This window comes from Rhizobium sp. GW821-FHT14E12, from assembly GCF_058803745.1.
In genome coordinates, this window is sequence record NZ_JBXAPH010000014.1 from 17,712 (window position 1) to 41,537 (window position 23,826).

Consider the following 23,826-nt stretch of genomic DNA (forward strand, 5'->3'; position numbering starts at 1 on the left):
TTGCCATGGACCCTTTGACCCCAGACGAAATCGCCCGTTATCAGCGCCACATCCTGCTTCCCGAAGTGGGCGGCGCGGGGCAACAGAAATTGAAGACGGCGCGCGTTCTGGTGATCGGCGCCGGCGGGCTTGGTGCACCGGTGCTGCAATATCTCGCCGCCGCCGGCGTCGGTACCATCGGCATTGCCGATGATGACCGCGTCTCGCTCTCCAACCTGCAACGGCAGGTGATCCACGATACCGGCACGATCGGCGAATTGAAGACGCAAAGCGCTGCCGACGCCATCGCGCGGCTGAACCCGCATGTCCGCACGATCCGCTTCGAGGAGCGTTTTTCGACGCAGACCGCCGCGCGGCACCTCGCCGGCTTCCATCTCGTCGTCGACGGCTCCGACAATTTCGACACGCGCTATGCCGCTGCCGACGCGGCTGAACTGGCCCGCCTGCCGCTGGTGACCGGTGCGGTTGGCCGGTTCGACGGATCGGTGACGACGCTGAAGCCCTACGAGGCCGATGCGGACGGCACGCTGAACCCCGGTTATCGCGACCTCTTTCCAACGCGACCGCCCGAGGGCCTCATTCCCGCCTGCGCGGAGACCGGCATCATTGGCGCGCTCACCGGCGTCATCGGCACGCTGATGGCGATGGAAGCGATCAAGATCATCACCGGCACCGGCGAACCGCTGATCGGCCGGCTGCTGCTCTATGACGGACTTGCCGCCCGCTTCGACACCATCCGCTACCGCCGCAAGCGCGCGAGGACCGCCGCCGAATGAGCGAAATCATCTTGCAACGCCTCGACGGCAGCTTCGAGCGCTGGGACGAGCTGCTCGCGCTCATCCTCGCCTCCTTCGCCTATATGAACGGCCGGATCGACCCGCCCTCCTCGGCGCTGTCGCTGACGCCGCAATCGCTGAAGGAAAAGGCGAGGACAGAAATCGGCTATGTCGCGCTCGATGGCAATCGAGTAGCCGGCTGCATATTCTGCCGCCCGGAGGCTGAGAGCCTCTATATCGGCAAGCTCGCCATCCTGCCGTCCGAGCAGGGCAAAGGCATCGGCCGACGGCTGCTGGCGCTCGCGGAGGCAACGGCGCGAGAGCTTGGGCTCGATACGCTGCGGCTGGAAACCCGAATCGAGCTGACCGGCAATCATGCCACCTTCGCCGCCTGGGGATTCCGGAAAACCGCCGAGAACCGACATGCTGGATTCGATCGCACGACGTCGATCGAGATGCGGAAAGCTCTGATTTAAGCAACGGCCACGATGACGTGCGCCTGAATTTTGGCGGCAATCTCGCCGCCACCATGCCTATCTGCAATCACGGATGCAGCGTAGTCGGTCGCGGCGTCCAGTTTTCCCGCCTCCCTCGCCTCGATCTCGTTGCGAAGAAGAGTTCCCTGACAGTAAGCAACGGCCGGAATGCGCGGCGAGGATGCACTGCTTTGTTCGGCTCTCGTCTCGATCACCACGCTGGAGAAGCCTGCCGCCTCCAGCTCACTGCGGATCAATGCCGTATCGTGATAGCCGTGCGGCGTGCGTGCCAGAAAACGCGGTGGATCGTTCGGAAACATCTCAGCGAGAGCATTCGTCACGTCATTCGCAAAGAGATTCTCCTCAATGCGATCCCATACGTTGAACAGAAAATGCCCTCCGGGCTTCAGGACCCGCTTTGCTTCGCGGTAGGCAGACACGCGGTCGGGAAAGAACATCGCGCCGAACTGACAACAAACGAGATCGAAGGCCGCATCTTTGAATGGTAATGCCATAGCATCCGCCTGATGCCATTGGATGCGACTGTCGGGACCTTGTTGCGAAGCGGCGTAGTTGAGCATCGGCTGGTTGAGGTCGGTGACGATATAGCTTGAGTCGGCAGACAGTTTTGGCGCCAGCATGCGGGTAACAACACCGGTGCCCGCGGCAATCTCCAAGACGGCGCCCGGCGCCAGGGACGCTGCCCGTCCTGCAAGATCCACGGCGAAGGGCTCGAAAATCAACGGCACCATATAGCGGTCGTAGTTTTCCGGGATAGAACCGGCGAATACCTTGTCCGTTTCCAGCATTGCCATCACCCGCCGTCCGTTTGATAGCCCGCAAGTATAGCACATCGTTTTCCGCTCTGGTCGTTTTCGACCGAGAGGCCCGTAAACATATGTGTCTGCGGTCTAGCTCAGCGGAACGGCAGAACGCGATTCGGCGGCCGGTGGCCGTCGATGAAAGTGCGGATGTTGATGATCACCTTGTCGCCCATGTCGATACGGCTTTCGAGGGTGGCCGAGCTCATATGCGGTAGCAGCACCACCTTGCCCTCGTTGGCGAGCTTCACCAGCTTCGGATTGACAGCCGGTTCGTTCTCGAAGACGTCGAGGCCGGCGCCGGCGATCTTGCCCTCGCGCAGGATTTTGATCAGCGCCGTCTCGTCGATGACGTCGCCGCGCGACGTGTTGACGATATAGCTGGTCGGCTGCAGCAGCGCCAGACGCCGCGCCGAGATCAGGTGGAAAGTCGCTGGCGTCGACGGGCAATTGACGGAAACGATGTCGACGCGGGCGAGCATCTGGTCGAGGCTGTCCCAATAGGTCGCCTCCAGCTCATCTTCCGTTGCCGCGCTGACGCGCTTGCGGTTGTGATAATGGATCGATAGGCCGAAAGCCTTGGCGCGACGGGCGACGGCGGTGCCGATGCGGCCCATGCCGACAATGCCGATACGCTTGCCGTGAATGCGGCGGCCGAGCATCCAGGTCGGCGACCAACCGGCCCATTCGCCGGGATTGTCCGTCAGCACCCGCGCACCTTCGGCAAGCCGACGTGGCACGGCAAGGATCAGCGCCATGGTCATGTCGGCCGTGTCTTCGGTCAGCACATTCGGCGTATTGGTGACCGTGATTCCCTTGCGGGCGGCGGCTTCGACGTCGATATGGTCGGTGCCGTTGGAAAAGCTGGCAATCAGCTTCATCTGCGGTCCGGCTTCCTCGATCAACGCGGCGTCGATGCGGTCGGTAACCGTCGGCACCAGCACATCGACCGTCCGCACGGCTTCGGCGAGCTCCGCCTGCGTGCGCGGCACGTCGTCAATGTTGAGTTCGGCATCGAACAGCTCACGCATCCGCGTCTCGACCGCATCGGGCAGTTTGCGCGTGACGTAGACCTTCGGTTTTTTCTTCGTCGTCATGGCGAGCGGCGATGCCTTGTTCAGATGTTTTTAACCAAGAAGCAGGATAATTTTCCCGTTCCGGGCATTTCTACCAGACCCGCAGGCGAAGACAAACAAAACTCGCTGGCGGCGCCGAGGATTTGCCGATGGTCGGAGCAAATAGGCAGCCTGACAGCGCCTTGATCATGATGAACGAACGGAAACCCCTATGCGTGGCAAAGTATTGAAGTCCTGCGCTGTTTTCGCGATCGGCCTGATGATGGCCGGCGCCACCGCCGATCTTGCCGCGGCCCAGGCCGCCAAGGGACCGAGCGGATTGCCGCTGCCACGCTTCGTCACGCTGAAGTCGAAGCGTGTCAACCTGCGCGTCGGACCGAGCGCGGACTATGCCGTCTCGTGGCTCTATCTCAAGCAGGGCCTGCCGGTCGAAATCATTCAAGAATACGACAATTGGCGGCGCGTGCGTGACGCCGACGGCACCGAGGGTTGGGTCAACCAGTCGCTGCTCTCCGGCCAGCGCTCCGCGCTTGCAGCCCCGTGGATGAAGGGCAAGGGCAAGGCGGTATTCGTCAACATGCGCCGTGATGCCCAACCATCCGGCACCGTCATCGCCAAGCTTCAGCCGGGCGTAATGATGAACGTCCGCGAATGCACCGGCGACTGGTGCCTTGCGACCGCCGACGGCACCGAGGGCTGGGTGGCGCAGTCCGAGATCTGGGGCGCCTATCCCGGCGAAGCCTTCAAGTAATAGAAGCAGCCTTCATGCCCCATGGGAGCCACGATCGCGTGACTATTCCGACGCAATGATGCACCTGGCATCGGAAGAGATCTGATCGTGGAATACTTGCCCGGAATTCTCGGCGTCGCCGTCGTCATGTTCGTATCGACGAATGTGGACGACATCTTCGTATTGCTCGGATTTTTCGTGGATCCGAAATTCCGCGCCCGGCAGATTGTCATCGGCCAGTATCTCGGCATTACCATTCTTTTTGCCGTCAGCCTCCTCGCTTCCTTCATCTCTCTCGTCATTCCCGCCGCCTATATCGGCCTGCTGGGCCTGGCGCCGATCTTTATCGGGCTGAAAAAACTGTGGGAGGTATGGAAAGGCACCGATGCCGACGACGATCCCGAAAATCATGAGAAAGCGTCAGCCGGACACGGCAAGATCGCGGCCGTCGCGATGGTGACGATGGCGAACGGCGGCGACAATATCAGCATCTACACGCCGATATTTGCGACGCGCACCATATATGAGGTTGCGACGATCGCCGTCATCTTCGTTTTCCTGACGGCCATGTGGATCGGCTCCGCCCACTACCTGGTCAATCACCGCACGATCGGCGCGCCGATCAGGCGGTATGGAAACCGAGTGGTGCCCTTCGTGCTCGTGGCACTTGGGTTACTGATTCTCCACGAGGCCGGAACCATTGAGTTGCTGCACCGGTAGTGCTCACTTCGAAGTCTGTTCAATTTCGCCAATTGGATCAGATCATCCGGCAGTTCTTTCGACGACATATTTTGCCAACCTTGCCAGTACGTCCGGAAAATCCGCGCTCACCGCTTCTCCAATGGCCTGAGCGTCAAACCCTTGCGAGTTGACGGCGTAGATGACCCGGCACTGATCGTCGGCCACGGCTTCGATGCTATGCTCAACCTGAATCAGCGTTTCGCCAACCAAAGTCTCGTCGATGAAACGCTGTGGCGCGCTCACATCGGTAAGTCTGCTACGGATAATTTCGCCGTCAGGCAGCTCCATCGAAAACCAGGTTCCCGTGACGAAATTCCCATCCAGCTGGACTGATTTCACGCCCGGATTCCACAGCTTCCAACTGCCGGCGTCAGCGAGTGCCTGCCAGATTGCCCGCTGCGAAGCATCGACGTCGCAGCTGTAAGACTTGCTCCAAGATGCATCGCTGTTCATGGGAAACCCATTTTTGAGGCGTTCACTCATGATGTGTGAACTTGGGAAATAGTCAACAGACCGCATTCGCCTCGAAAGCTCGACAAAAAACCGCCCGCAACGATCTGTTGCGGACGGTTTCGATTCGAACGGAAGTACGAACGGGCGTTTAGATAAGCCCAAATTCCTTGGCGGCTTCCGACAGTGATTTCATCGGCCGAGGGCCGATCTGCTCGATGACGATCGCCGCCGCGAGATTGCCGAGCTTGCCGCAATCTTCGAGGCTGCGGCCCTGGGTATAACCGAACAGGAAACCGGCGGCGAAGAGATCGCCGGCGCCGGTCGTATCGACGCGCTCCTCGATCGGGTGGGCATCGACGACGTAGCGCTCATTGCCGCGCACGACGACGGCTCCATCCTTGCCGGTGGTGACGGCGGCGATCTTGCAGTCGGCGGCGATGAGCGTCAGCGCCTTGTCGAAATCTTCGGTCTCGTAGAGCGACAGCGCTTCGTCACGATTGGCAAAGACAATGTCGACGGTACCGGAGCGCATCAGGTCGAGGAATTCGCCGCGATAACGGCCGACGCAAAAGCTGTCGGAGAGCGTCATCGACATTTCCCGGCCATGGGCATGGGCGATGCGGGCGCATTCGCGGATCGCTTCCTTGGCGCGCGGCGGATCCCAGAGATAGCCTTCGAAATAGGTGACCTTGGCATCGGCGACGACATCTGGCTCGACATCTTCCGGGCCAAACTCGACGCAGGCACCGAGATAGGTATTCATCGAGCGCTCGCCATCTTCGGTCACAAAGATCATCGAGCGGGCGGTCGGCGGAAACGTGCCCTTCGGCCTGGTCTCGTAATGCACGCCCTGGGCGCGGATGTCGTGCTCGAAGATTTCCCCGAGCTGGTCTTCCGCGACCTTGCCGAAATAGGCGGCCCTGCCGCCGAAATTCGCCACGCCCGCCGCCGTGTTGCCGGCGCTGCCGCCGGAGGCTTCGAGCGCCGGACCCATGCGCGAATAGAGAAGTTCGGCACGCTCGGCATCGATGAGATTCATCGCGGCCTTGGTGATCTTGTTGTCGATCAGAAATTGATCGTCGCAGCGTGCAATAATATCGACGATAGCATTGCCAACGGTCAGTACATCGAAACGAGTCATCGAGAAAGTGCCCCGGTATTGGTGATAGCCGTTAATCGGTATTATCGGTTTTTCGGAAGTTTGGAAGAAGAATCCGCAATCTACCGGATAACTACCAGATAACTAAATTCCGATCAGTCATTTGCCTGTCACTTTCCATCTGTAAATTTCTATCAAGCGGCTGGCATGGGATGCGGACAAGGCATCCAAGGCCAGTCTGGGAGGGTATGATACCTTCCGCCTCACCGGTACGCGCGCTGACCACGGATGAACTGGCGGCTTGTATACCGGGAGGACTCCGGCGAGAACCGGACGCTGAAAAGCGGGCTCAGCCCGCTTTTTTTGTGCCCGCCTGCTTTTCGGCTTTCCACGATGCGGCAAGCTGTTACAACTCTGGGATCATATCCCTCGATCCCACCCCACACTCCTTGCCAGCATGTCCGAAATCTTTTCCGATGTTCTCCCGGTCTTCCTGCTGATTCTTGTCGGCTGGGTGATCGTGCGTACCGGCATCCTGACGGCCAGCGTCGGCGAGGCGATGAGCGAGTTCGTCTTCAAGATCGCCGTGCCGCTGCTGCTGTTTCAGACCATTGCGGAAGCGGATTTTCGCGGCGCTTCGCCGTTCCGACTGTGGGCCGCCTATTTCGCCGGCGTTGCGGTCACCTGGACGGCCGGCCATCTGGTGGCGACGCGGCTGTTCGGGCGGGATGCTCGCATCGGCGTGCTCGCCGGCGTCTCCTCCGCCTTCGCCAACACGATTTTCATCGGCCTGCCCCTGGTGGGACGCACGGTCGGTCCTGACGGCATCATGGCGATGTCGATCCTGATTGCCGTGCATTTGCCAACCATGATGATCGCCGGCACGCTGCTGATGGAGCAGGCTGAGCGCAGGGAAAATGGCGGTGCCGGACGCAGCATGCTCGAGCTTCTGCAACAGGTCGGCCGCAACCTCGTCCGCAATCCGCTGGTCATCGGGCTTCTCGGCGGGCTTGTCGTGCACCTCATCGGCATTCCCTTGCCGGCAACGCTCGGCACCGTCGTCGACAACATCGCCAATATCGCCGGTCCGGCGGCGCTGATTTCGCTCGGCATGGCGCTTCGGCAATATGGGGTTTCCGGCAATCTCGGCATAGCCAGCGTCACCGCGGCCTTCAAGCTCGTGCTCTTGCCGGCCTGCGTGCTTGCGGCAAGCTACCTTCTCGGTCTCAGCCCGGAATGGCGAGCCGCACTCGTGCTGACCGCGGCAGTTCCGACCGGCGTGAACGCCTGGCTGATTGCCAATCGCTTCGGCGTCGGCCACAGTCTCGCTGCATCGACGATCACACTGACGACCGCGCTCGGCGCCTTCTCAGTGTCACTTTGGGCCTATTTGCTCGGCTAGGGCATGCAGCAGGCTTGTGCGGATTCATCTCCGCCTCAATGCTGCGACGATATATCTCCACCTTTGGAGAAGCAGGCAGGAAAATGGTCATATATTTGCGCATCGCCACCGCTAAGGATGGAGCGCAGCAAAGGATGGAACCATGAATATTGCAGCGCCACTCACCACCAATCCGGCTTCGGCCTATGCGCAGAAGGTTTTCGTGCTGCAGGGCGGCGGCGCGCTCGGCTCCTACCAGGCGGGCGCTTTCGAGGCGTTGCGGGAACAGAATATCGAGCCGGACTGGATCGCCGGCATCTCGATCGGCGCGATCAACGCCGCGATCATGGCGGGCAACGTGCCGGGCGAGCGGCTGGAGAAGCTGCGATCCTTCTGGAACAAGGTCAGCGTGCAGATGCCGGTCGACCTCCTGATGGAGAAGCAGCGCGGCACCAATCCCTTTTACCGCACCGTCAGCAGCTGGTGGGTCTCGACCTTCGGCGTGCCCGGCTTTTTCTCGCCCTGGCAGATCCCATCCTGGTTTCAGGCGCGCGGTTCGGCGGGTGCAACCAGCATTTATGATACCGAGCAACTGCGCCAGACGCTGCTCGACCATGTCGACTTCGACCGCATCAACCACGGCCCGGTGCGGCTCAGCCTCGGCGCCGTCAACGTCCGCACCGGCAATTTCGCCTTCTTCGACAACCGGGACGTCCAGATCAAGCCCGAACACGTCATGGCGAGCGGCGCGCTGCCGCCCGGCTTCCCGGCCATCAAGATCGGCAACGACTATTACTGGGATGGCGGCCTGGTCTCCAACACGCCGCTAACCTACGTGCTGCGCAATGGCGCCGACGTCGACACCGTGGTCTTCCAGGTCGATCTTTTCAGCGCCGCCGGCCCGCAGCCGCAGGATCTCGAAGAGGTGGAAGAGCGGCGCAAGGACATCACCTATTCCAGCCGCACCCGGCTCAACACCGACCTTTTCCTCGAACGCCATCGCCTGCGCCGCACGATCTCGGAGCTTTACGCACGCCTGCCGGAAGAAGCCAAGGCCGACCCCGAGGTCCAGAAGCTGAAGGCGCAATGCTCGGACTACGGCGTCACCATCATCCATCTGATCTACCGCAATAAGCAGTTCCGCTCGCATTCGAAGGACTACGAATTCTCGGCGCTGTCGATGCACGAGCATTGGGAGACGGGCCTGCGCGACGCGCGCAAGGCGCTGATGGCGGAGGACTGGCGCGTGCCGCCGAGCGCCGAGGACGGGCTCAAGGTCTATGACATCGACCAGAGAACACGGTCGCGCCGGCATTCAGCCTGAAGAGCCGCCGAAACGGCCAAAAGCCCGATCGAAGCGACCGGGTTTTTGGCAATCATTCGCCTGGACTTTCTCTAGTTCGTCGCGGCAGGCGCCGGCGCTGCATTCGGATCCGGCAGCGGCACCGGCGTATCGGCCAGCGTGCGCAGATAGGCGATGAGGTCGGCCCGATCCTTTTCCTTCGGCAAGCCGGCAAAGCCCATCGCCGTTCCGGAAATGAACTTTTTCGGTGCCGCTACGAAGTGATAAAGATGATCGTAGGTCCACTTCTCCGCGCCATCCTTGGAAAAGCCCTTGATGGCGGCGGAATAGGCAAAGCCCTCATGTTCGGCGACCGGACGGTCGACAATACCCCAGAGATCCGGGCCAACCTTGTTTGGCCCTCCCTTTTCCCCGGAATGACAGGCCTGACACTTCTTGAAAATCGTTTCGCCGACCTTGGCGTCTGCCGTCTGCAGCAATTGCGCGATCGGTGTTTCCTTTGCCTCGGCAGCCTTGCCGCCGGCATCCCCGGCCGGTGCTTCGGCGGCGACAATTTCAAAGCCGGGCTTTTCCGGCACCTCTGAATGGAAAATAAATCCTGACGCGAGCGACACGGACTTCAGCACGAAAAGTGTTGCCAGAAGTGCCCCGACACCCATGTTCACGTAGGATGAATTCATCTGCTATGCTCCCCTCGCCTCCGGCAGTGACTGCCGGCCCATCTTGAATTCGCGCGAAACCTATGTCTTTTGGCTGTTTCTTGCAACTCTGTAAACGGTCTCCACCATGAGACGTTTTGACACTTTTACGGCGGGAATAGAAGGCCCAACGATGACAGATTCCAACTTAGACAAGACGCTGGTGCTCATTCCGGCCCGAATGGCCTCCACACGCCTGCCGGGCAAACCGCTCGCCGATATTTGCGGCCTGCCCATGATCGTACAGGTTGCCAAGCGCGCGCGCGAGGCGGCGATCGGTCGCATCGTCGTTGCCGTCGATCATGACGACACCTATGCCGCCGTCGCCAATGCCGGTTTCGATGTCGTCATGACGGGCATGGATCATCAATCCGGCTCCGATCGCATCCATGAAGCGCTGCGGGCCGTGGATCCGGATGGCCGCGCCGAGTTTATCGTCAATGTCCAGGGCGACCTGCCGACCATCGATCCCGAAACCATCCGCGCCTCGCTGCGCCCGCTCGAAAACCCTGTCGTCGACATCGCGACGCTGACCGTCGAGATCAAGGACGAGGAAGAAAAGACCCTGCCGAGCGTCGTCAAGGTCGTCGGCTCGGCTCTTTCCGAAAGCCGGCTGCGCGCGCTCTACTTTACCCGCGCCACCGCCCCTTACGGCAAGGGGCCGCTCTATCATCACATCGGCCTCTATACCTATCGCCGCGCCGCGCTGGAAAAGTTCGTCAGCCTCGGCCCTTCACCGCTGGAAAAGCGCGAATCGCTGGAGCAATTGCGGGCTCTGGAAGCCGGCATGCGTATCGATGTCGAGATCGTTGACACGATCCCGCTCGGTGTCGATACTGCCGCCGACCTCGAAAAGGCCCGACGCATCCTTTCCGGCGCCTCTCGCTGACCCCCCCCTTAAAGGCAGTCCCATGACCACCAAGACCAACAAGATCTCGTTCCAGGGCGAGTACGGCGCCAATTCCGACATGGCATGCCGCGACATGTTCCCGACCATGGCGCCGCTGCCCTGCCAGACCTTCGAGGATGCCTTCGCCGCCGTCGATAATGGCGAGGCCGATCTCGGCATGATCCCGATCGAGAACACGATCGCCGGCCGCGTTGCCGACATCCATCACATGCTGCCTGAATCGCACCTGCATATCGTCGGCGAATATTTCATGCCGATCCGCTTCCAGTTGATGGTGCTGCCGGGCGTCAAGAAGGAAGAGATCCGCACGGTCCACAGCCATATCCACGCGCTCGGCCAGTGCCGCAAGATCGTGCGCGCCAATGGCTGGAAGCCGGTCGTCGCCGGCGATACGGCAGGTGCCGCCAAGCTGGTGCAGGAAACCGGCGACCGTACGATGGCAGCCCTTGCGCCGCGGCTGGCGGCCGACCTCTACAAGCTCGATATCATCGCCGAAAACGTCGAGGATACCGAGGACAACGTGACGCGCTTCGTCATCCTGTCGCGTGAGGAGAAATGGGCGGAGCGCAGCTCGCCGGAGGAAAAGATCGTCACCACCTTCGTCTTCAACGTCCGCAACATTCCGGCAGCGCTCTACAAGGCACTCGGCGGCTTCGCCACCAACGGCATCAACATGACGAAGCTGGAAAGCTACCAGCTCGGCGGCCGTTTCGTAGCGACGCAGTTCTACGCCGACATCGAGGGCCATCCGACCGACGCGAATGTGCAACGCGCACTGGAGGAACTGCGGTTCTTCTCCGAGAAGGTCCGGATATTGGGGGTCTATAAGGGGCACCCGATGCGCGGGCAGCTTTAGGGCTTCATAGCTGCTGGAAAGCCCTTCATCCGGCCTATCGGCCACCTTCTCCCTGCCTGCGGGGAGAAGGGGACAGACGCACCCACAGCCTTCCATCCAGCCAACTCCCTAGACGGATACAGAGGTCGTCCCCTCTCCCCGTCAAAACGGGAGAGGGCTAGGGTGAGGGGCAAAACGGCATACTCTACAGCTCACTTATCCGGCTCACAAACCCTCAAGCGATGACCGTCCGGGTCCAACACGACGAAGGTCGGGCCGAAGTCGAGCGTCGTCAGTTCCTGGGCGACCGGCAGGCCGCGCGCCTTCCAGTCCTTGTAGTGTTCCGCCACCGCCCCTTCACCCTCGACCATGAAGGCGAGTTCGCCGCGGCTGCCGATCGCGGACGGCTGCGGTTCGACGCTGCTGCGGCGCCAGAGGCCCAGGGTGAAACCATTGTCGAGCGGGAAGGCCGCGAAATTCGGCGCGGCAACGGCCGGCTCGCGGCCGAGCAGATCGCGATAGAAGGGTATGCTTTCGGCCGGGTCCTTGACGTAGAAGATGATGAGGTTCGGGCTGGTCATTGGGATATTCCTCTTGGTGCTGGGGATATGACGGCAATATCTGTCCCGGCCGACAGGTCATGACGGACCTTGCCGGAGCAGATGTTTGTCGATGGGTAGTTGGGATGCGTCTCAGAAGCGCCTATCGCAGGCGAACGTCCTCGCGATACGGGGCGCAGCCGTCGAGAAAACCGAGATCGCGTTTCATAACATCGGGCGCTTCGTCGAGATCGAGGCGAGAACGCTGCCGCGCGAAACGGCCAAGCGTCGCCTGCGCAAGACGTTGCAGCCAAGCCTGCGCCAACGGCGCACGAGCCGCAGAACGATGCGTGTCCTCTCGGGCGATGAAAGCGGGGCTTTCCATGATCGGTCCTCCTTCCTGTGTGGAATAGGAGCGATAATAACCGTCCATACTGACAGTTTCTGGCAGTAGTCTATTGCTTGGGGATCAATCGTGGACCATGCCCTGCTGCTTGTGCCATTCCTTCGCAAGCACGACGCGGCGTCGCGGGTAGCGGGTCTCCAGCACGGCGAAATCGACGATGCGATCGGCGCGGAAATGACGAAAATCCTGGCGCAATTCGCACCAGCCCATAACCATGCGCACCTCGTCGAAATAGCCGAGCGCAAAGGGCCAGATGCGCCGGGTCGAAATGGCCCCGTTCACATCACCATAGGTGAGCTGCACGATGCGTTCGGAGCGGATCGCCTTGCGCATGAGAGAGAGGTCGGCCTTATCCTCCAGCGCACGGCGGGTGGCGACGACCAGCGTCGCCTGCTCGACGGTCTCGCGCATATCATTGGGCAGCACGGCGGCTATTTTGGCAAGCGCATCCGCGCCGGCGGCGGCCAGACGCTCGTCGGCGGCGCGCGCCACCCAACGGGAGCCGAGCACCAGGGCTTCGATCTCGTCCTGGGAAAACATCATCGGCGGCAGCATGAAGCCGGGTTTCAGGACATAGCCGATGCCCGGCTCGCCCTCGATCATCGCGCCCTGTGACTGAAGGCTGGCGATATCGCGATAGAGCGTGCGCAGGCTGACGCCGGTTTCGCCCGCCAGAACCGCGCCGCTGACCGGACGGCGATAGCGCCTCAGCGTCTGCAACAGGGTCAGCAAGCGTTCCGAGCGCGCCATGGCAAACGAGGACCTATCGTTTCCATTCCACCCAGTCGCGCATCAGGCGATGGGCGATGGCGCCCTTGGGCGGGGAGGTGTTGCCGGAAGCCGAGACGCGATCGAGCATTTCGAGTGTCTCTTCCGGCGTGAACCAGCGGCAATCGTCGAGCTCGGTGGCGTCGATATGGATCTCCGTCGACTTCGCCTCGGCATAGCAGCCGATCATCAGGGAATGCGGCATCGGCCAGGGCTGCGAGGCGTGGTAACGCACGCGGCCGGTCTGGATGCCCGACTCCTCATGCGTCTCGCGGCGCACGGCATTCTCGATGGTTTCGCCCGGTTCGACGAAACCGGCGAGACAGGAATACATGCCCGGCGCGAAATGATGGCTGCGGCCGAGCAGGCAGAGATTTTTCTCCTCGTCGACCGTCAGCATGATGACGACAGGATCGGTGCGCGGGAAGATCATGTGTTCGCAGGCGGTGCAGACCCGCTTGTAGCCGCCGATGCGGCTTTCCATCACCGAGCCGCATCGGCCGCAGAAGCGATTGTCGCTGTTCCAGCGGATGAGGCTCATGCCCTGCGCCGCCTCGCCGAGGATTTCGCCTTCAAGCAGGAAATCTCGCCAGAGGGAACGCATATCGGCGGGCTTGTAGTGGCTGGCAAGTTCATCGGCATTGATCCGCACCGGCACGGCCAGCCGCGGCTCGCCGGTCTTGCGGTAGCCGAGCAGCACGGCCGCCTCCCAATCCGGATCGAGTTCCTGCAGCTCGTAGCGCGCAAACAGCGGATCGAGCACCTGACCGTCATGCTTCAGAACCAGCTTGTCCCTGGCGAACGCCAGGATATGCGTGCCTTCCTTCGAAAGTGCGCGCTGGATCGTTTCCTCGTCACGATGCTCGGCGTCCCGGTTGAGCTGGTTTTCCGCAAAGGCGGTGAGGCTGCTGGCTTCCGGGTGAGGCGCATCCGAAGAGAAGATCGAGTGGTTCATTGTGAAAGCGTGTCCCGCAACTTGGCTATGAAGCTGTTCATGTCTTCGTCCGTATGGGGTTCCGCCTTGCCGTGGCCCCAGATCGGACCGGGCCAGTTCGCGTCCCCTTCGAACCGTGCAATCACATGAACATGAAGCTGTCGGACGATATTTCCAAGAGCCCCGACGTTGATTTTTGTCGCCCCGGTCACCGTCTTCAGGGCAGCGGCCACCTTGTTGGTCTCGAAGGTCAGCAGAACCTGGTCCAGCGGGGTCAGCTCGAATATTTCCGATATGCCGGGCCGGCGGGGCACCAGCACCAGCCACGGCCAGCGGCTATCCTTCGACAGGCGCACGTCGCAGAGGCCAGTGATCGTCACGGAAACGCTGTCATTCGCCAGACGATCGTCGAGCGTAAATTCCTTCAATGGGTGATCCTCCGGTGTTTTTTCAAATGTTTAGCAGTTTTTTTTGACCTTGGCTTGCTTTTGATGACGATATTGCCGATATGTGCCTCTGGGAGGTTGGTGGTGGACGAGCCACTCGCCAACTGGGTCAGGTCCGGAAGGAAGCAGCCCCAACGAGCCCGGCACGGGTCATCGTGCCAGCCTCCCACCCTTTTTGAAAGCAAGGCCCGGCTTTCTGCGGGCAATAAGCAGGGCCATGAGCGACACCGAGCGACAAGCAAAAGATGCCGCTTCGACCGGCACCGGTTACCGGGTTCTAGCCCGCAAATATCGTCCCAAGGATTTCACAGACCTGATGGTCGGCCAGGAGCCGATGGTTCGCACGCTGACCAACGCGTTCGAAACCGGTCGTATCGCCCAGGCCTATATGCTGACCGGCGTGCGCGGTGTCGGCAAGACGACGACGGCCCGCATTCTGGCGCGCGCGCTCAACTACAGAACCCCCGAGATCGACCGCCCGACCATCGACCTGCGCGAGCCCGGCGAACATTGTCAGGCGATCATGGAAGGCCGGCATGTCGATGTCATCGAGATGGACGCCGCCTCCCATACCGGCATCGACGATATCCGCGAGATCATCGAGCAGGTGCGCTACCGCCCGGTTTCGGCGCGTTACAAAGTTTACATCATCGACGAAGTGCACATGCTGTCGACGGCCGCCTTCAACGGATTGTTGAAGACGCTGGAAGAGCCGCCGGAGCATGTGAAGTTCATCTTCGCCACCACCGAAATCCGCAAGGTGCCGATCACGGTCTTGTCGCGCTGCCAGCGCTTCGACCTGCGCCGCATCAGCGCCTCGGATCTCGTCGGACTGTTCACCACCATCGCTGGCAAAGAAGGCATCGAGGCGGAGCCGGAAGCGCTCGCCATGATCGCCCGCGCCGCCGAGGGATCTGCCCGCGACGGCCTGTCGCTGCTCGACCAGGCAATCGCCCATGGCAGCGGTGTGGTCGTGGCCGACGCCGTCCGCTCGATGCTGGGTCTTGCCGACCGCGCCCGCATCGTCGATCTCTTCCATCACATCATCAAGGGCGATGTCGCCGCCGCGCTCGCGGAATTCAACAGCCAGTATGAGGCAGGCGCCAATCCCGTCGTCGTACTGACTGACCTTGCCGATTTCACCCATCTCGTCACCCGCCTGAAATATGTGCCCGATGCCGCCAATGATCCATCGCTGAGCGAAGTCGAGCGCAACAAGGCGGCGGAATTCGCGCAGGGCGTGGCCGTGACGACTTTGTCGCGTATCTGGCAGATGCTCCTGAAGGGCATACCGGAAACCGAAAGCGCGGCGCGCACCGCCGGTGCCGCCGAAATGGTGCTGATCCGCTTGGCGCATGCCGCCCATCTGCCGGCGCCGGAAGATGCGGCGCGGCGGCTTGCCGAATTCTCCGACAGCAATGGCAACGGCGGCGCACGTCCCTCGCCCGCTTCGCCCAACGGCAATGGAGGCGGCGGAACGCAGGTCTCCTATCAGGGCAATGTGATGGCGCGCGCGGTCGAGACAGCCCCACCGCGGCCCGCACCAAAGGCTCCAGTTGCCATGCTGCGCGCGGTTCCGAATACACAGCCGGACTCTGCTCCGGTCGGCCGTATCGAACAGAGGCCTGCCGAAGCGCCGAAGCCGCTGGTTGCCATCAATTCGATGACCGATATCGCCGAACTCGCCGGCCAGAAGCGCGATCCGAAGCTGAAGGCGATGGTGCGCAGCTTCGTCCGCCCGGTGCGGCTGGAGCCCGGCCGGCTCGACGTCAGCCTGACGCCGGGCGCGCCGGGAACGCTCTTGAACGAGCTTGCCGTCAAGCTGAAGGAATGGACCGGCATTCACTGGATCGTCAGCCTCAGCCGCGACGAAGGCGAGCCGACGGTGGTGGAAGCCGAGGCGAATGCGCAGCGGCAGCGGGTCGCCGATGCACGCCAGGATCCCGATGTCGCGGCGATCCTGGCGCAATTTCCGGGCGCAAAGATCATCGACGTGCGCGTGCGTGCGCCCGATATCGAAGAAGAGGAACAGACCGCCGCTCCGGCGACCGCCGAATCCGACGAAGGCGATATCCTGCCGGGCGATGACATCGAATTCTAAGGATACGATGCCGAACCGGACAGCCACGCAGCAAAATCTGCTGGGTGGCATTCGAAACATATTGTACTAAACTATAATGAATGACGCGGAAGAAGGACGAGCAACGATGCGCGACATCATGGGCATGATGGGCAAAGTGAAGGAAATGCAGGCCAAGATGGAGAAGATGCAGGCGGAGATCGCCGACATCCGCGTCGAAGGCAAGGCAGGCGGCGGCCTCGTCACCGTCACCGTCAACGGCAAGGGCCTGATGCTGGGCATCAAGATCGACCCGTCGCTCTTCAAGGAAGACGACGTCGAGATCCTCGAGGACCTGATCGTCGCGGCCAACAAGGACGCCCAGGACAAGGCCGAGGCGATCACCGCCGAAAAGACCCGCGAACTCACCGCCGGCCTGCCGATCCCGCCCGGCTTCAAGATGCCTTTCTGATAGGCGCCCTCCTGAAAAGATTCAGCGCACCGTCTTGCGGATGAGTTCGCGGCCGATCGGTTTCGCCGGCTCGTTCCGCAGCACCAGCGATGTCGTCACAGCGCCATGCCGGGCGATGGAATCGACGATGGTTTCAAGGTCGGCCGGCGACGGCACCAGCACCTTGAGCAGGAAGCAATCCTCGCCGGTCAACCGCAGCACCTCGATGATCTCCGGCATGTCCGAAAATTGCTTGAGGTAGGGACGGATATGCTCGTGCGTCGTCCGCAGCCGGATCACGGCCATCATGCCGAGGCCGACGGCGGCGGGATCGACGATCGCACGATAGCCGGCAATGATGCCGCGCTCCTCCAGCCGTTTCAGGCGCTCGGACGCGGCCGGCTGAGACAGGCCGACGCGGCGGCCGAGTTCGGAGACGGAAATCCGCCCATCCGCTTGCAGGATCTCGATCATCGACAGATCGGTCGGATCCAGATCTCTCTCGAAACTTTCCATGTCTGAACCTTCAATTCATCGTCAGTGCCAAACTTTATCCGATGGATTGCAATGTCAATGATGGAAGCGGTATGCCAGTTTCTCTCCGTCATCAGACAGCGAGAGGAAAGATATGAGCGATATCATCGTGCTCCCCGGCCTTGGCGGGTCCGGAGAAGGCCATTGGCAAACCCTGTGGGAACAACAGGACCCGCGACTGCGCCGGTTTCAGCCGGCGAGCTGGGACAGGCCGGAGCTTACTGACTGGATCGCCGCGCTCGATCGCGAGATTGGCCGGGCAAAGACGCCGCCGATCCTTGTCGGCCATAGCCTCGCCTGCCAGTTCATCGCACATTGGGCGGTTTCCGCGAAAACTAGAGTCCTCGGCGCCTTCCTCGTTGCGGTACCGGATCCGACCGGCGAGGTCTATCTGAGTGGAGCCCCCAGCTTCGCCAATCCGCCGCGCCGAAAGCTACCGTTTCCATCGCTTCTCGTCACCAGCACCGACGATCCCTACGGCCCGTTCGACTATGCCAAGGAAAGCGCCTCCGTCTGGGGCAGCGAACTCGTCGATGTCGGTCCGCTCGGCCACATCAATGCCGCCTCGGGGATCGGTGATTGGCCGGAGGGCCTAGCTCTTTTCCGGCGGTTCTCGGCCGGGCTCGGCTGAAAGACCAAAGCCGGAAGCGTCCTTGAAATTGCCGCCGGAGATCTCCGTGCGGCAAGCCTAGGAACCGACGGCTTCGCTTTCGAGCATCGCCCGCAGCTTGTGGTGAATGGGTGCGGAGAGATAGCGCGCCCGGTCCTGCGGCGACAATCGCTGGCCGTGGGTGGCGATCATCTCCGGCATGGTGACCCTGGCCCCCGCATAGGGGATATGGGTCACTGCCATTCCGGCGGCGACTGTTCCGGCCGTCATGACGCGGCAATAAATGCCGGGACGACGCGCCTGGAAATAACGTTTGACGAATTTTGGATCGCCCATCTTTGCCGCGAAGGTGGCGCAAGGAATGCGGGCCGAGGTGACTTCCAGAACCAGATCGCCGGCTATGAATCTGTCGCCGACGGCGATCTCGCAATTGTCCAGCCCGTCGATGACGAGATTTTCACCGAACGCGCCAGGCTCCAGCCGACGTCCCAGCTCGCGCGACCACCAGTCCAGCGTCAGGGATCCCTCGACATAAACGGCCTGGTCGCATCCACCGTGATGCTTGCGATTGCAGATGGCGTCGCCAATGAGACCTTCGGCGTCGATCATGACGGCACCGCCAAGCACATGCTTGTTGATACCAGTCCGGTATTTCTTGCCGGGCAGGATTTCGGCGGCGCCGATGCAGACGGCCAGAATTTTCATGGGGCGATCATCCCTTCGGCGATTCCGTTCCGCAAGCATATGGGCTAAAAGCCTCCCATGGCAAAGCGAGTCACCGGCCCCGAAATCGAGAAACTCATCCAGCTCCTGGCAAAGGTGCCGGGCCTTGGTCCGCGCTCGGCGCGTCGCGCCGCCTTGCACCTGATCAAGAAGAAGGACCAGCTTCTCGGTCCCCTCTCCCATGCCATGGGCGAGGCCTATGACAAGGTGAAAATCTGCTCGCGCTGCGGCAATGTCGATACCGTCGACCCCTGCACCGTCTGCACCGACGACCGCCGTGACCAGTCGGTCATCATCGTCGTCGAGGATGTCGCAGACCTCTGGGCGCTCGAGCGCGCCGCCGCGATGAACGTCGCCTATCATGTGCTCGGCGGCGTTCTCTCCCCACTCGACGGCGTCGGCCCCGACGATCTCAACATTCGCGGCCTGATTCAGCGCGTCGGCGAAGGCGGCATCCGCGAAATCATCATCGCCGTCAACGCCACCGTCGAAGGACAGACCACAGCACACTATATAACAGACCAGCTCGCCGGCCTTGAGGTGAAGATCACCCGATTGGCCCACGGCGTACCCGTCGGCGGCGAACTCGACTATCTCGACGAGGGCACGCTGACGGCGGCGCTGCGAGCACGGACGGCGATTTGAGGGAGGGACGAAATATGAGGAGAGTAACAAAGGGGGGTATCTCACGGCATATTCTGGGCCTCCTTATCCTCCTCCTAGCCCTCCCCGCCCTCGCCGCCTCCAAGGCCGATGTCGAAGCCCAGTTCCAGACTTGGATCCAAAGGGATCTCTGGCCCGAGGCAAAAAAGGATGGCATTTCCGAAAAGACCTTTCATGCCGCCTTTGCCGGCGTGACGCTGAACTGGAGCCTGCCCGATCTCGCCCCGCCCGGCTTTCCGAAACCCAAGGAGCAGAAGCAGACCCAGGCGGAGTTCTCCTCGCCCGCACCCTATTTCAACGAGGGGCGCCTGCAGAGGCTGGCGGTGACCGGGCGCAGCTTCGCCTCGCAATACGCCCCGGCGCTGAAGCGGATCGAGAAGGTCTATGGCGTGCCCGGCCCGATCCTGCTTGCCATATGGGGCCGCGAGACTGGCTTTGGGGCTGCAAAACTGCCGAATTCGGCGGTGCAGGTGCTGGCGACCAAGGCCTTCATGTCGACCCGCAAGGACATGTTCCGCACAGAGCTGATTGCCGGCTTGCAAATTCTCGAGCATGGCGACGTCACCCCTGATCAATTCATGGGATCCTGGGCCGGCGCGCTTGGCCAGCCGCAATTCATGCCGACCAGCTATCTGAAATATGCCGTCGATTTCGATGGCGACGGCCATCGCAACATCTGGACCTCCGTACCGGATACGCTTGCCTCCATCGCCAACTATCTTGTGCAGAAGGGCTGGCAGCGCGGCCGTGGCTGGGGTTACGAAGTGACGATCCCGGAGAGTGTCTCCTGCGCGCAGGAAGGGCCGGATCTCGCCAAGCCGATTTCGCAATGGACGTCGCTCGGGATCGCCAGGATCGCCGGCAAGTCGTTTCCCTCCGATGAGCTGCGCGCCAGTGGCATGATGCTGGTGCCGGCCGGCCGCGACGGACCGGAATTCATCGTCACGCCGAATTTCTACACCATCAAGGAATACAACAATTCCGACCTCTACGGTCTCTATATCGGCAATCTCGCCGACCGCATCGCCTATGGCTCCGGCGCTTTCCAGGGCCAATGGGGCGATGTCGGCAAGATGCTGCGCTCCGATGTCGCCGGCATGCAGAAGACTTTGGAGCGTAAGGGCTACGACGTCGGCGGCACCGACGGATTGCCGGGTTACAAGACAAGGCGGTCGATCGGTCAGTGGCAGGCAAAAAGTGGTATGAAGCCGACCTGCTATCCCGACAGCTCCATGCTCGGCGTGCTGAAATAAGCGGCAGAGCGGGGTTCGGGCGCGAATGCCTTGCAATTTGGCGGGAACGGGATTATATCCGCTTCAAATTCTTGATCGTGTGATGAAGAGTGGGCCGCAAGGACCCGCTCTTTTTTATTACCTCGATCTCCCAATTGCAGCACCCTGCAGGAGTGAACGCTTGTCGGAAGTGACAAACGCAGACAATATCAATGAACCGCGGCTGATCGTCGAAACCGGCCTTGACCAGCGCATCGCCGCCATCATCGAGCCCGTGATCGTCGGCATGGACTATCGCCTGGTGCGTGTTCGCCTCATGAACCAGAACGGCCTGACATTGCAGGTCATGGCTGAGCGCAACGACGGCTCCATGAACGTCCAGGGCTGCGAAGAGATCTCAACAGCGATTTCGCCGGTGCTGGATGTGGAAGATCCGGTCGATAAGGCGTATCATCTGGAAGTGTCTTCGCCCGGCATCGACCGCCCGATGGTCCGCAAGTCGGATTTCGTCCGCTGGAACGGCCACATCGTCAAGTGCGAAACCTCGATCCTGGTGGATAACCGCAAGCGGTTCCGCGGCAAGATCACCGACGTCAATGACGATGGTTTTACGATCGAGCGCGATCAGGTCGCTTATGGCGAAGAACCGAAAGTCACCATTCCGTTCAGCACGCTGGCCGAGGCCAAGCTGATCCTGACGGACGATCTTATCCGCGATGCTTTGCGCGCCGACAAGCAGGCCAAGGCCGAGGCTGCGAACCAGAACGAAGCGGACGAAGAAGAATAAACCGATCAACGAACCGCCTAACGGGACGGGAACCCCAGGGCAGGAAGACGGAGACTAAACATGGCAGTCAGTGCGAACCGGCTAGAACTTCTGCAGATTGCAGATGCAGTGGCGCGCGAAAAGGTCATCGACCGCGAGATCGTGCTTGCCGCGATGGCGGACGCGATTCAGAAGGCCGCGCGCTCGCGTTACGGCACGGAATCGAACATCCGCGCCGACATCAATCCGAAGACCGGCGAAATCCGTCTGCAGCGCCTGCTCGAAGTTGTCGAAAAGGCCGAGGACTATTCCACGCAGATCCCGCTGGAACTGGCCCGCGACCGCAACCCGGATGCAGCCCTTGGCGACTTCATCGCCGATCCGCTGCCGCCGATGGATTTCGGCCGTATCGCCGCACAGTCGGCCAAGCAGGTCATCGTGCAGAAGGTGCGCGAAGCCGAGCGTGACCGTCAGTTCGACGAATTCAAGGACCGCGTCGGCGAAATCGTCAACGGCACCGTCAAGCGCGTCGAATATGGCAACGTCATCGTCGATCTCGGCCGTGGCGAAGGCATCATCCGCCGCGACGAAATGATCCCGCGCGAAAACTTCCGCTATGGCGACCGCGTTCGCGCTTACGTTTACGACGTGCGCCGCGAACAGCGCGGTCCGCAGATCTTCCTGTCGCGCACGCATCCGCAGTTCATGGTCAAGCTCTTCACCATGGAAGTGCCGGAAATCTACGACGGCATCATCCAGGTGAAGTCGGTTGCCCGCGACCCGGGCTCGCGCGCCAAGATCGCCGTCATTTCGAACGACTCGTCGATCGATCCGGTCGGTGCCTGCGTCGGTATGCGCGGTTCGCGCGTTCAGGCCGTCGTCGGCGAATTGCAAGGCGAAAAGATCGACATCATTCCGTGGTCCAACGAGCCGGCGAACTTCGTCGTCAACGCGTTGCAGCCGGCGGAAGTCTCCAAGGTCGTTCTCGATGAGGATGCCGAGCGCATCGAAGTCGTGGTTCCGGACGAACAGCTGTCGCTGGCCATCGGCCGCCGCGGCCAGAACGTCCGCCTCGCTTCGCAGCTGACCGGCTGGGACATCGACATCATGACGGAAGCGGAAGAGTCTGAGCGCCGTCAGAAGGAATTCAACGAGCGCACCAACCTGTTCATGGACGCGCTCGACGTCGACGAGATGGTCGGCCAGGTTCTGGCCTCGGAAGGCTTTGCCGCCGTCGAGGAACTGGCCTATGTCGAACTCGACGAAATCGCTTCCATCGACGGTTTCGACGAAGAGACCGCCCAGGAAATCCAGCAGCGCGCCCGCGAATATCTGGAGCGCCTGGAAGCTGAAATGGACGAGAAGCGCAAGGCGCTCGGCGTTGCCGACGAACTGCGTCAGATCAACGGCATGACCGCACAGATGATGGTCGCCCTCGGTGAGGACGGCATCAAGACGATCGAGGACTTCGCCGGCTGCGCCGCCGACGATCTCGTCGGCTGGAGCGAGCGCAAGAACGGCGAGACGAAGAAGTTCGAAGGCCTGTTCTCCAAGCTTGAAATCTCGCGCGTCGAAGCCGAACAGATGATCGTACAGGCTCGCCTGTCGGCCGGCTGGATCACCGAAGCCGATCTCGCCACCGAGGCCGAAGAGGTCGCGGAGGATGAGACCGAGCAAGAAGCATGACGAGCACCACTGAGCCGAATACGCCACCTGAGGACGACGATCTCGGGAGTGACGTGAACGGACGCATGTGCATCGTAACACGCGAAAGCGGATCGCCGGATGAGCTGATCCGCTTCGTGGCCGCTCCGGACGGGACCATCGTTCCCGATCTGAAGCGGCAGCTGCCGGGACGCGGCTGCTGGGTCAAGCTCGACCGGGCGCTGGTGGACAAGGCAGTGGCGAAGAAATTGTTTGCCCGCGCCCTGAAGGCGGAGGTGACGGCACCGAGCGATCTCGGGGCCACCGTCGACCGCCTTCTTGTGGCGCAGCTTGCCGGGATGATGCACATGGCGCGCAAAGCGAGCCAGTTCGTCAATGGCTCGTCGAAGGTTGATGGCTCCGTTCGCAACGGTTCGGCACTTGCCGTGTTCCATGCGATCAATGCCGCCGACGACGGCGTTCGCAAGATCGACCAGGCAAGAAAGGCCTGGCATCTCGGGATGGAGACCGAAGAGGAAATACCGTCATTCCGTGTCTTCACGGAGGCGGAAATGGAAGAACTGATGGGCCAGAACGCTTTTATCCATGCCGCAGCGCTTGCAGGGCGGGCGGGTCAGGGTGTAGTGAAGCGCGCAAACCTGCTCGAACGGTACCGCAACGGCGGTCAGTCCCGGGCAACGGGCGGCGCTGGCCGGCGAAAACAATGACGCGGTCACCGGTCGATACCGGAC

28 protein-coding genes and 1 other RNA gene are annotated in these 23,826 nt (G+C 61.5%); 17 read left to right on the plus strand and 12 right to left on the minus strand.

Features of this window, described 5'->3' with window-relative positions; all coding sequences use genetic code 11:
* Window positions 1–5 precede the first annotated feature (5 nt).
* Both AC1RO0_RS29040 and AC1RO0_RS29045 read left to right on the plus strand, forming a co-directional pair.
* Window positions 6–776 carry a molybdopterin-synthase adenylyltransferase MoeB gene (locus tag AC1RO0_RS29040; protein ID WP_498596006.1) on the plus strand — a complete coding sequence of 257 codons (771 nt, stop codon included), beginning with the start codon at window positions 6–8 and terminating at the stop codon, window positions 774–776.
* Window positions 773–1,252 (plus strand): GNAT family N-acetyltransferase, encoded by a 480-nt coding sequence (locus AC1RO0_RS29045; protein WP_498596007.1) that lies wholly within the window; start codon window positions 773–775, stop codon window positions 1,250–1,252. Before AC1RO0_RS29040 ends, AC1RO0_RS29045 begins: the two co-directional genes overlap by 4 nt.
* Here the strand turns inward: AC1RO0_RS29045 and AC1RO0_RS29050 are convergent.
* Together AC1RO0_RS29050 and AC1RO0_RS29055 are read right to left on the minus strand one after the other, a co-directional pair.
* Window positions 1,249–2,061 carry a class I SAM-dependent methyltransferase gene (locus AC1RO0_RS29050; protein ID WP_498596008.1) on the minus strand — a complete coding sequence of 271 codons (813 nt, stop codon included), beginning with the start codon at window positions 2,059–2,061 and terminating at the stop codon, window positions 1,249–1,251. The genes AC1RO0_RS29045 and AC1RO0_RS29050 overlap by 4 nt on opposite strands.
* Window positions 2,062–2,168: 107 nt before the next feature.
* The gene (locus AC1RO0_RS29055) at window positions 2,169–3,170 is read right to left on the minus strand and encodes a 2-hydroxyacid dehydrogenase (RefSeq protein WP_498596009.1); all 1,002 of its coding nucleotides are present in this window, start codon (window positions 3,168–3,170) and stop codon (window positions 2,169–2,171) included.
* A gap of 190 nt (window positions 3,171–3,360) precedes the next feature.
* Between AC1RO0_RS29055 and AC1RO0_RS29060 the strand changes: the two genes are divergently transcribed.
* Together AC1RO0_RS29060 and AC1RO0_RS29065 are read left to right on the plus strand one after the other, a co-directional pair.
* Window positions 3,361–3,900, plus strand: a complete 540-nt coding sequence (locus tag AC1RO0_RS29060; RefSeq protein ID WP_007690257.1) for an SH3 domain-containing protein — start codon at window positions 3,361–3,363, stop codon at window positions 3,898–3,900.
* An 87-nt stretch (window positions 3,901–3,987) separates the two neighbouring features.
* Window positions 3,988–4,599 (plus strand): cadmium resistance transporter, encoded by a 612-nt coding sequence (locus AC1RO0_RS29065; RefSeq protein ID WP_498596010.1) that lies wholly within the window; start codon window positions 3,988–3,990, stop codon window positions 4,597–4,599.
* Window positions 4,600–4,641: 42 nt separating this feature from the next.
* Here AC1RO0_RS29065 and AC1RO0_RS29070 read toward each other — a convergent pair whose 3' ends face one another.
* Both AC1RO0_RS29070 and AC1RO0_RS29075 read right to left on the minus strand, forming a co-directional pair.
* Window positions 4,642–5,103, minus strand: coding sequence for an SRPBCC family protein (locus AC1RO0_RS29070; RefSeq protein ID WP_498596011.1), 462 nt, complete (start codon window positions 5,101–5,103; stop codon window positions 4,642–4,644).
* Window positions 5,104–5,221: 118 nt separating this feature from the next.
* Window positions 5,222–6,214, minus strand: a complete 993-nt coding sequence (locus AC1RO0_RS29075; protein WP_498596012.1) for an adenosine kinase — start codon at window positions 6,212–6,214, stop codon at window positions 5,222–5,224.
* A 415-nt stretch (window positions 6,215–6,629) separates the two neighbouring features.
* On the opposite strand from AC1RO0_RS29075, the gene AC1RO0_RS29080 reads away from it, so the two are divergent.
* Together AC1RO0_RS29080 and AC1RO0_RS29085 are read left to right on the plus strand one after the other, a co-directional pair.
* Complete coding sequence (locus AC1RO0_RS29080) at window positions 6,630–7,574, plus strand: AEC family transporter (RefSeq protein ID WP_498596013.1); 945 nt, start codon at window positions 6,630–6,632, stop codon at window positions 7,572–7,574.
* 142 nt (window positions 7,575–7,716) lie between these two features.
* Entirely contained in the window at window positions 7,717–8,877 is a 1,161-nt protein-coding gene (locus tag AC1RO0_RS29085) for a patatin-like phospholipase family protein (RefSeq protein ID WP_498596014.1), read from the plus strand.
* A gap of 71 nt (window positions 8,878–8,948) precedes the next feature.
* On the opposite strand, the gene AC1RO0_RS29090 is transcribed toward AC1RO0_RS29085, so the two are convergent.
* A complete protein-coding gene (locus AC1RO0_RS29090) occupies window positions 8,949–9,536 on the minus strand; it encodes a c-type cytochrome (protein ID WP_498596015.1) in 588 nt (195 codons plus the stop codon).
* Between the two features lie 151 nt (window positions 9,537–9,687).
* Here AC1RO0_RS29090 and AC1RO0_RS29095 point away from each other — a divergent pair, with 151 nt between their 5' ends.
* Entirely contained in the window at window positions 9,688–10,443 is a 756-nt protein-coding gene (locus AC1RO0_RS29095) for a 3-deoxy-manno-octulosonate cytidylyltransferase (RefSeq protein WP_498596016.1), read from the plus strand.
* Window positions 10,444–10,465: 22 nt separating this feature from the next.
* Window positions 10,466–11,320: a prephenate dehydratase gene (locus AC1RO0_RS29100; RefSeq protein WP_498596017.1), complete on the plus strand. Its 855-nt coding sequence runs from the start codon at window positions 10,466–10,468 to the stop codon at window positions 11,318–11,320.
* Between the two features lie 191 nt (window positions 11,321–11,511).
* Here the strand turns inward: AC1RO0_RS29100 and AC1RO0_RS29105 are convergent, their stop codons facing one another.
* From AC1RO0_RS29105 to AC1RO0_RS29125, 5 genes are all read right to left on the minus strand, one after another.
* On the minus strand, window positions 11,512–11,880 hold the full coding sequence (locus tag AC1RO0_RS29105) for a VOC family protein (protein WP_153370221.1): 369 nt from the start codon (window positions 11,878–11,880) through the stop codon (window positions 11,512–11,514).
* Between the two features lie 121 nt (window positions 11,881–12,001).
* A complete protein-coding gene (locus AC1RO0_RS29110; RefSeq protein WP_498596018.1) occupies window positions 12,002–12,223 on the minus strand; it encodes a hypothetical protein in 222 nt (73 codons plus the stop codon).
* A gap of 84 nt (window positions 12,224–12,307) precedes the next feature.
* Window positions 12,308–12,994 (minus strand): helix-turn-helix transcriptional regulator, encoded by a 687-nt coding sequence (locus tag AC1RO0_RS29115; RefSeq protein ID WP_498596019.1) that lies wholly within the window; start codon window positions 12,992–12,994, stop codon window positions 12,308–12,310.
* 13 nt (window positions 12,995–13,007) lie between these two features.
* Window positions 13,008–13,967 (minus strand): NAD(+) diphosphatase, encoded by a 960-nt coding sequence (gene nudC, locus AC1RO0_RS29120; protein ID WP_498596020.1) that lies wholly within the window; start codon window positions 13,965–13,967, stop codon window positions 13,008–13,010.
* Complete coding sequence (locus AC1RO0_RS29125; protein ID WP_498596021.1) at window positions 13,964–14,374, minus strand: HIT family protein; 411 nt, start codon at window positions 14,372–14,374, stop codon at window positions 13,964–13,966. The genes nudC and AC1RO0_RS29125 overlap by 4 nt, the downstream gene beginning before the upstream one ends.
* A gap of 91 nt (window positions 14,375–14,465) precedes the next feature.
* Between AC1RO0_RS29125 and ffs the strand changes: the two genes are divergently transcribed.
* From ffs to AC1RO0_RS29140, 3 genes are all read left to right on the plus strand, one after another.
* Window positions 14,466–14,562, plus strand: an RNA gene (gene ffs / locus AC1RO0_RS29130) — signal recognition particle sRNA small type.
* Between the two features lie 47 nt (window positions 14,563–14,609).
* On the plus strand, window positions 14,610–16,493 hold the full coding sequence (locus AC1RO0_RS29135) for a DNA polymerase III subunit gamma/tau (RefSeq protein ID WP_498596022.1): 1,884 nt from the start codon (window positions 14,610–14,612) through the stop codon (window positions 16,491–16,493).
* A gap of 106 nt (window positions 16,494–16,599) precedes the next feature.
* On the plus strand, window positions 16,600–16,923 hold the full coding sequence (locus AC1RO0_RS29140) for a YbaB/EbfC family nucleoid-associated protein (protein ID WP_007690284.1): 324 nt from the start codon (window positions 16,600–16,602) through the stop codon (window positions 16,921–16,923).
* 21 nt (window positions 16,924–16,944) lie between these two features.
* On the opposite strand, the gene AC1RO0_RS29145 is transcribed toward AC1RO0_RS29140, so the two are convergent.
* Window positions 16,945–17,418 carry an Lrp/AsnC family transcriptional regulator gene (locus AC1RO0_RS29145; protein WP_498596023.1) on the minus strand — a complete coding sequence of 158 codons (474 nt, stop codon included), beginning with the start codon at window positions 17,416–17,418 and terminating at the stop codon, window positions 16,945–16,947.
* Between the two features lie 112 nt (window positions 17,419–17,530).
* On the opposite strand from AC1RO0_RS29145, the gene AC1RO0_RS29150 reads away from it, so the two are divergent.
* Window positions 17,531–18,067, plus strand: a complete 537-nt coding sequence (locus tag AC1RO0_RS29150; RefSeq protein WP_498596024.1) for an RBBP9/YdeN family alpha/beta hydrolase — start codon at window positions 17,531–17,533, stop codon at window positions 18,065–18,067.
* Window positions 18,068–18,124: 57 nt separating this feature from the next.
* Here the strand turns inward: AC1RO0_RS29150 and AC1RO0_RS29155 are convergent, their stop codons facing one another.
* Entirely contained in the window at window positions 18,125–18,751 is a 627-nt protein-coding gene (locus AC1RO0_RS29155; protein ID WP_498596025.1) for an MOSC domain-containing protein, read from the minus strand.
* Window positions 18,752–18,808: 57 nt separating this feature from the next.
* On the opposite strand from AC1RO0_RS29155, the gene recR reads away from it, so the two are divergent.
* From recR to AC1RO0_RS29180, 5 genes are all read left to right on the plus strand, one after another.
* A complete protein-coding gene (gene recR, locus AC1RO0_RS29160) occupies window positions 18,809–19,414 on the plus strand; it encodes a recombination mediator RecR (protein ID WP_498596026.1) in 606 nt (201 codons plus the stop codon).
* A 14-nt stretch (window positions 19,415–19,428) separates the two neighbouring features.
* Window positions 19,429–20,685, plus strand: coding sequence for a lytic murein transglycosylase (locus tag AC1RO0_RS29165; RefSeq protein WP_498596027.1), 1,257 nt, complete (start codon window positions 19,429–19,431; stop codon window positions 20,683–20,685).
* A gap of 160 nt (window positions 20,686–20,845) precedes the next feature.
* The gene (rimP, locus tag AC1RO0_RS29170) at window positions 20,846–21,451 is read left to right on the plus strand and encodes a ribosome maturation factor RimP (protein ID WP_007690292.1); all 606 of its coding nucleotides are present in this window, start codon (window positions 20,846–20,848) and stop codon (window positions 21,449–21,451) included.
* Window positions 21,452–21,511: 60 nt separating this feature from the next.
* Entirely contained in the window at window positions 21,512–23,116 is a 1,605-nt protein-coding gene (gene nusA, locus AC1RO0_RS29175) for a transcription termination factor NusA (RefSeq protein WP_498596028.1), read from the plus strand.
* Window positions 23,113–23,802, plus strand: a complete 690-nt coding sequence (locus AC1RO0_RS29180) for an RNA-binding protein (protein WP_498596029.1) — start codon at window positions 23,113–23,115, stop codon at window positions 23,800–23,802. The genes nusA and AC1RO0_RS29180 overlap by 4 nt, the downstream gene beginning before the upstream one ends.
* Window positions 23,803–23,826 lie beyond the last annotated feature (24 nt).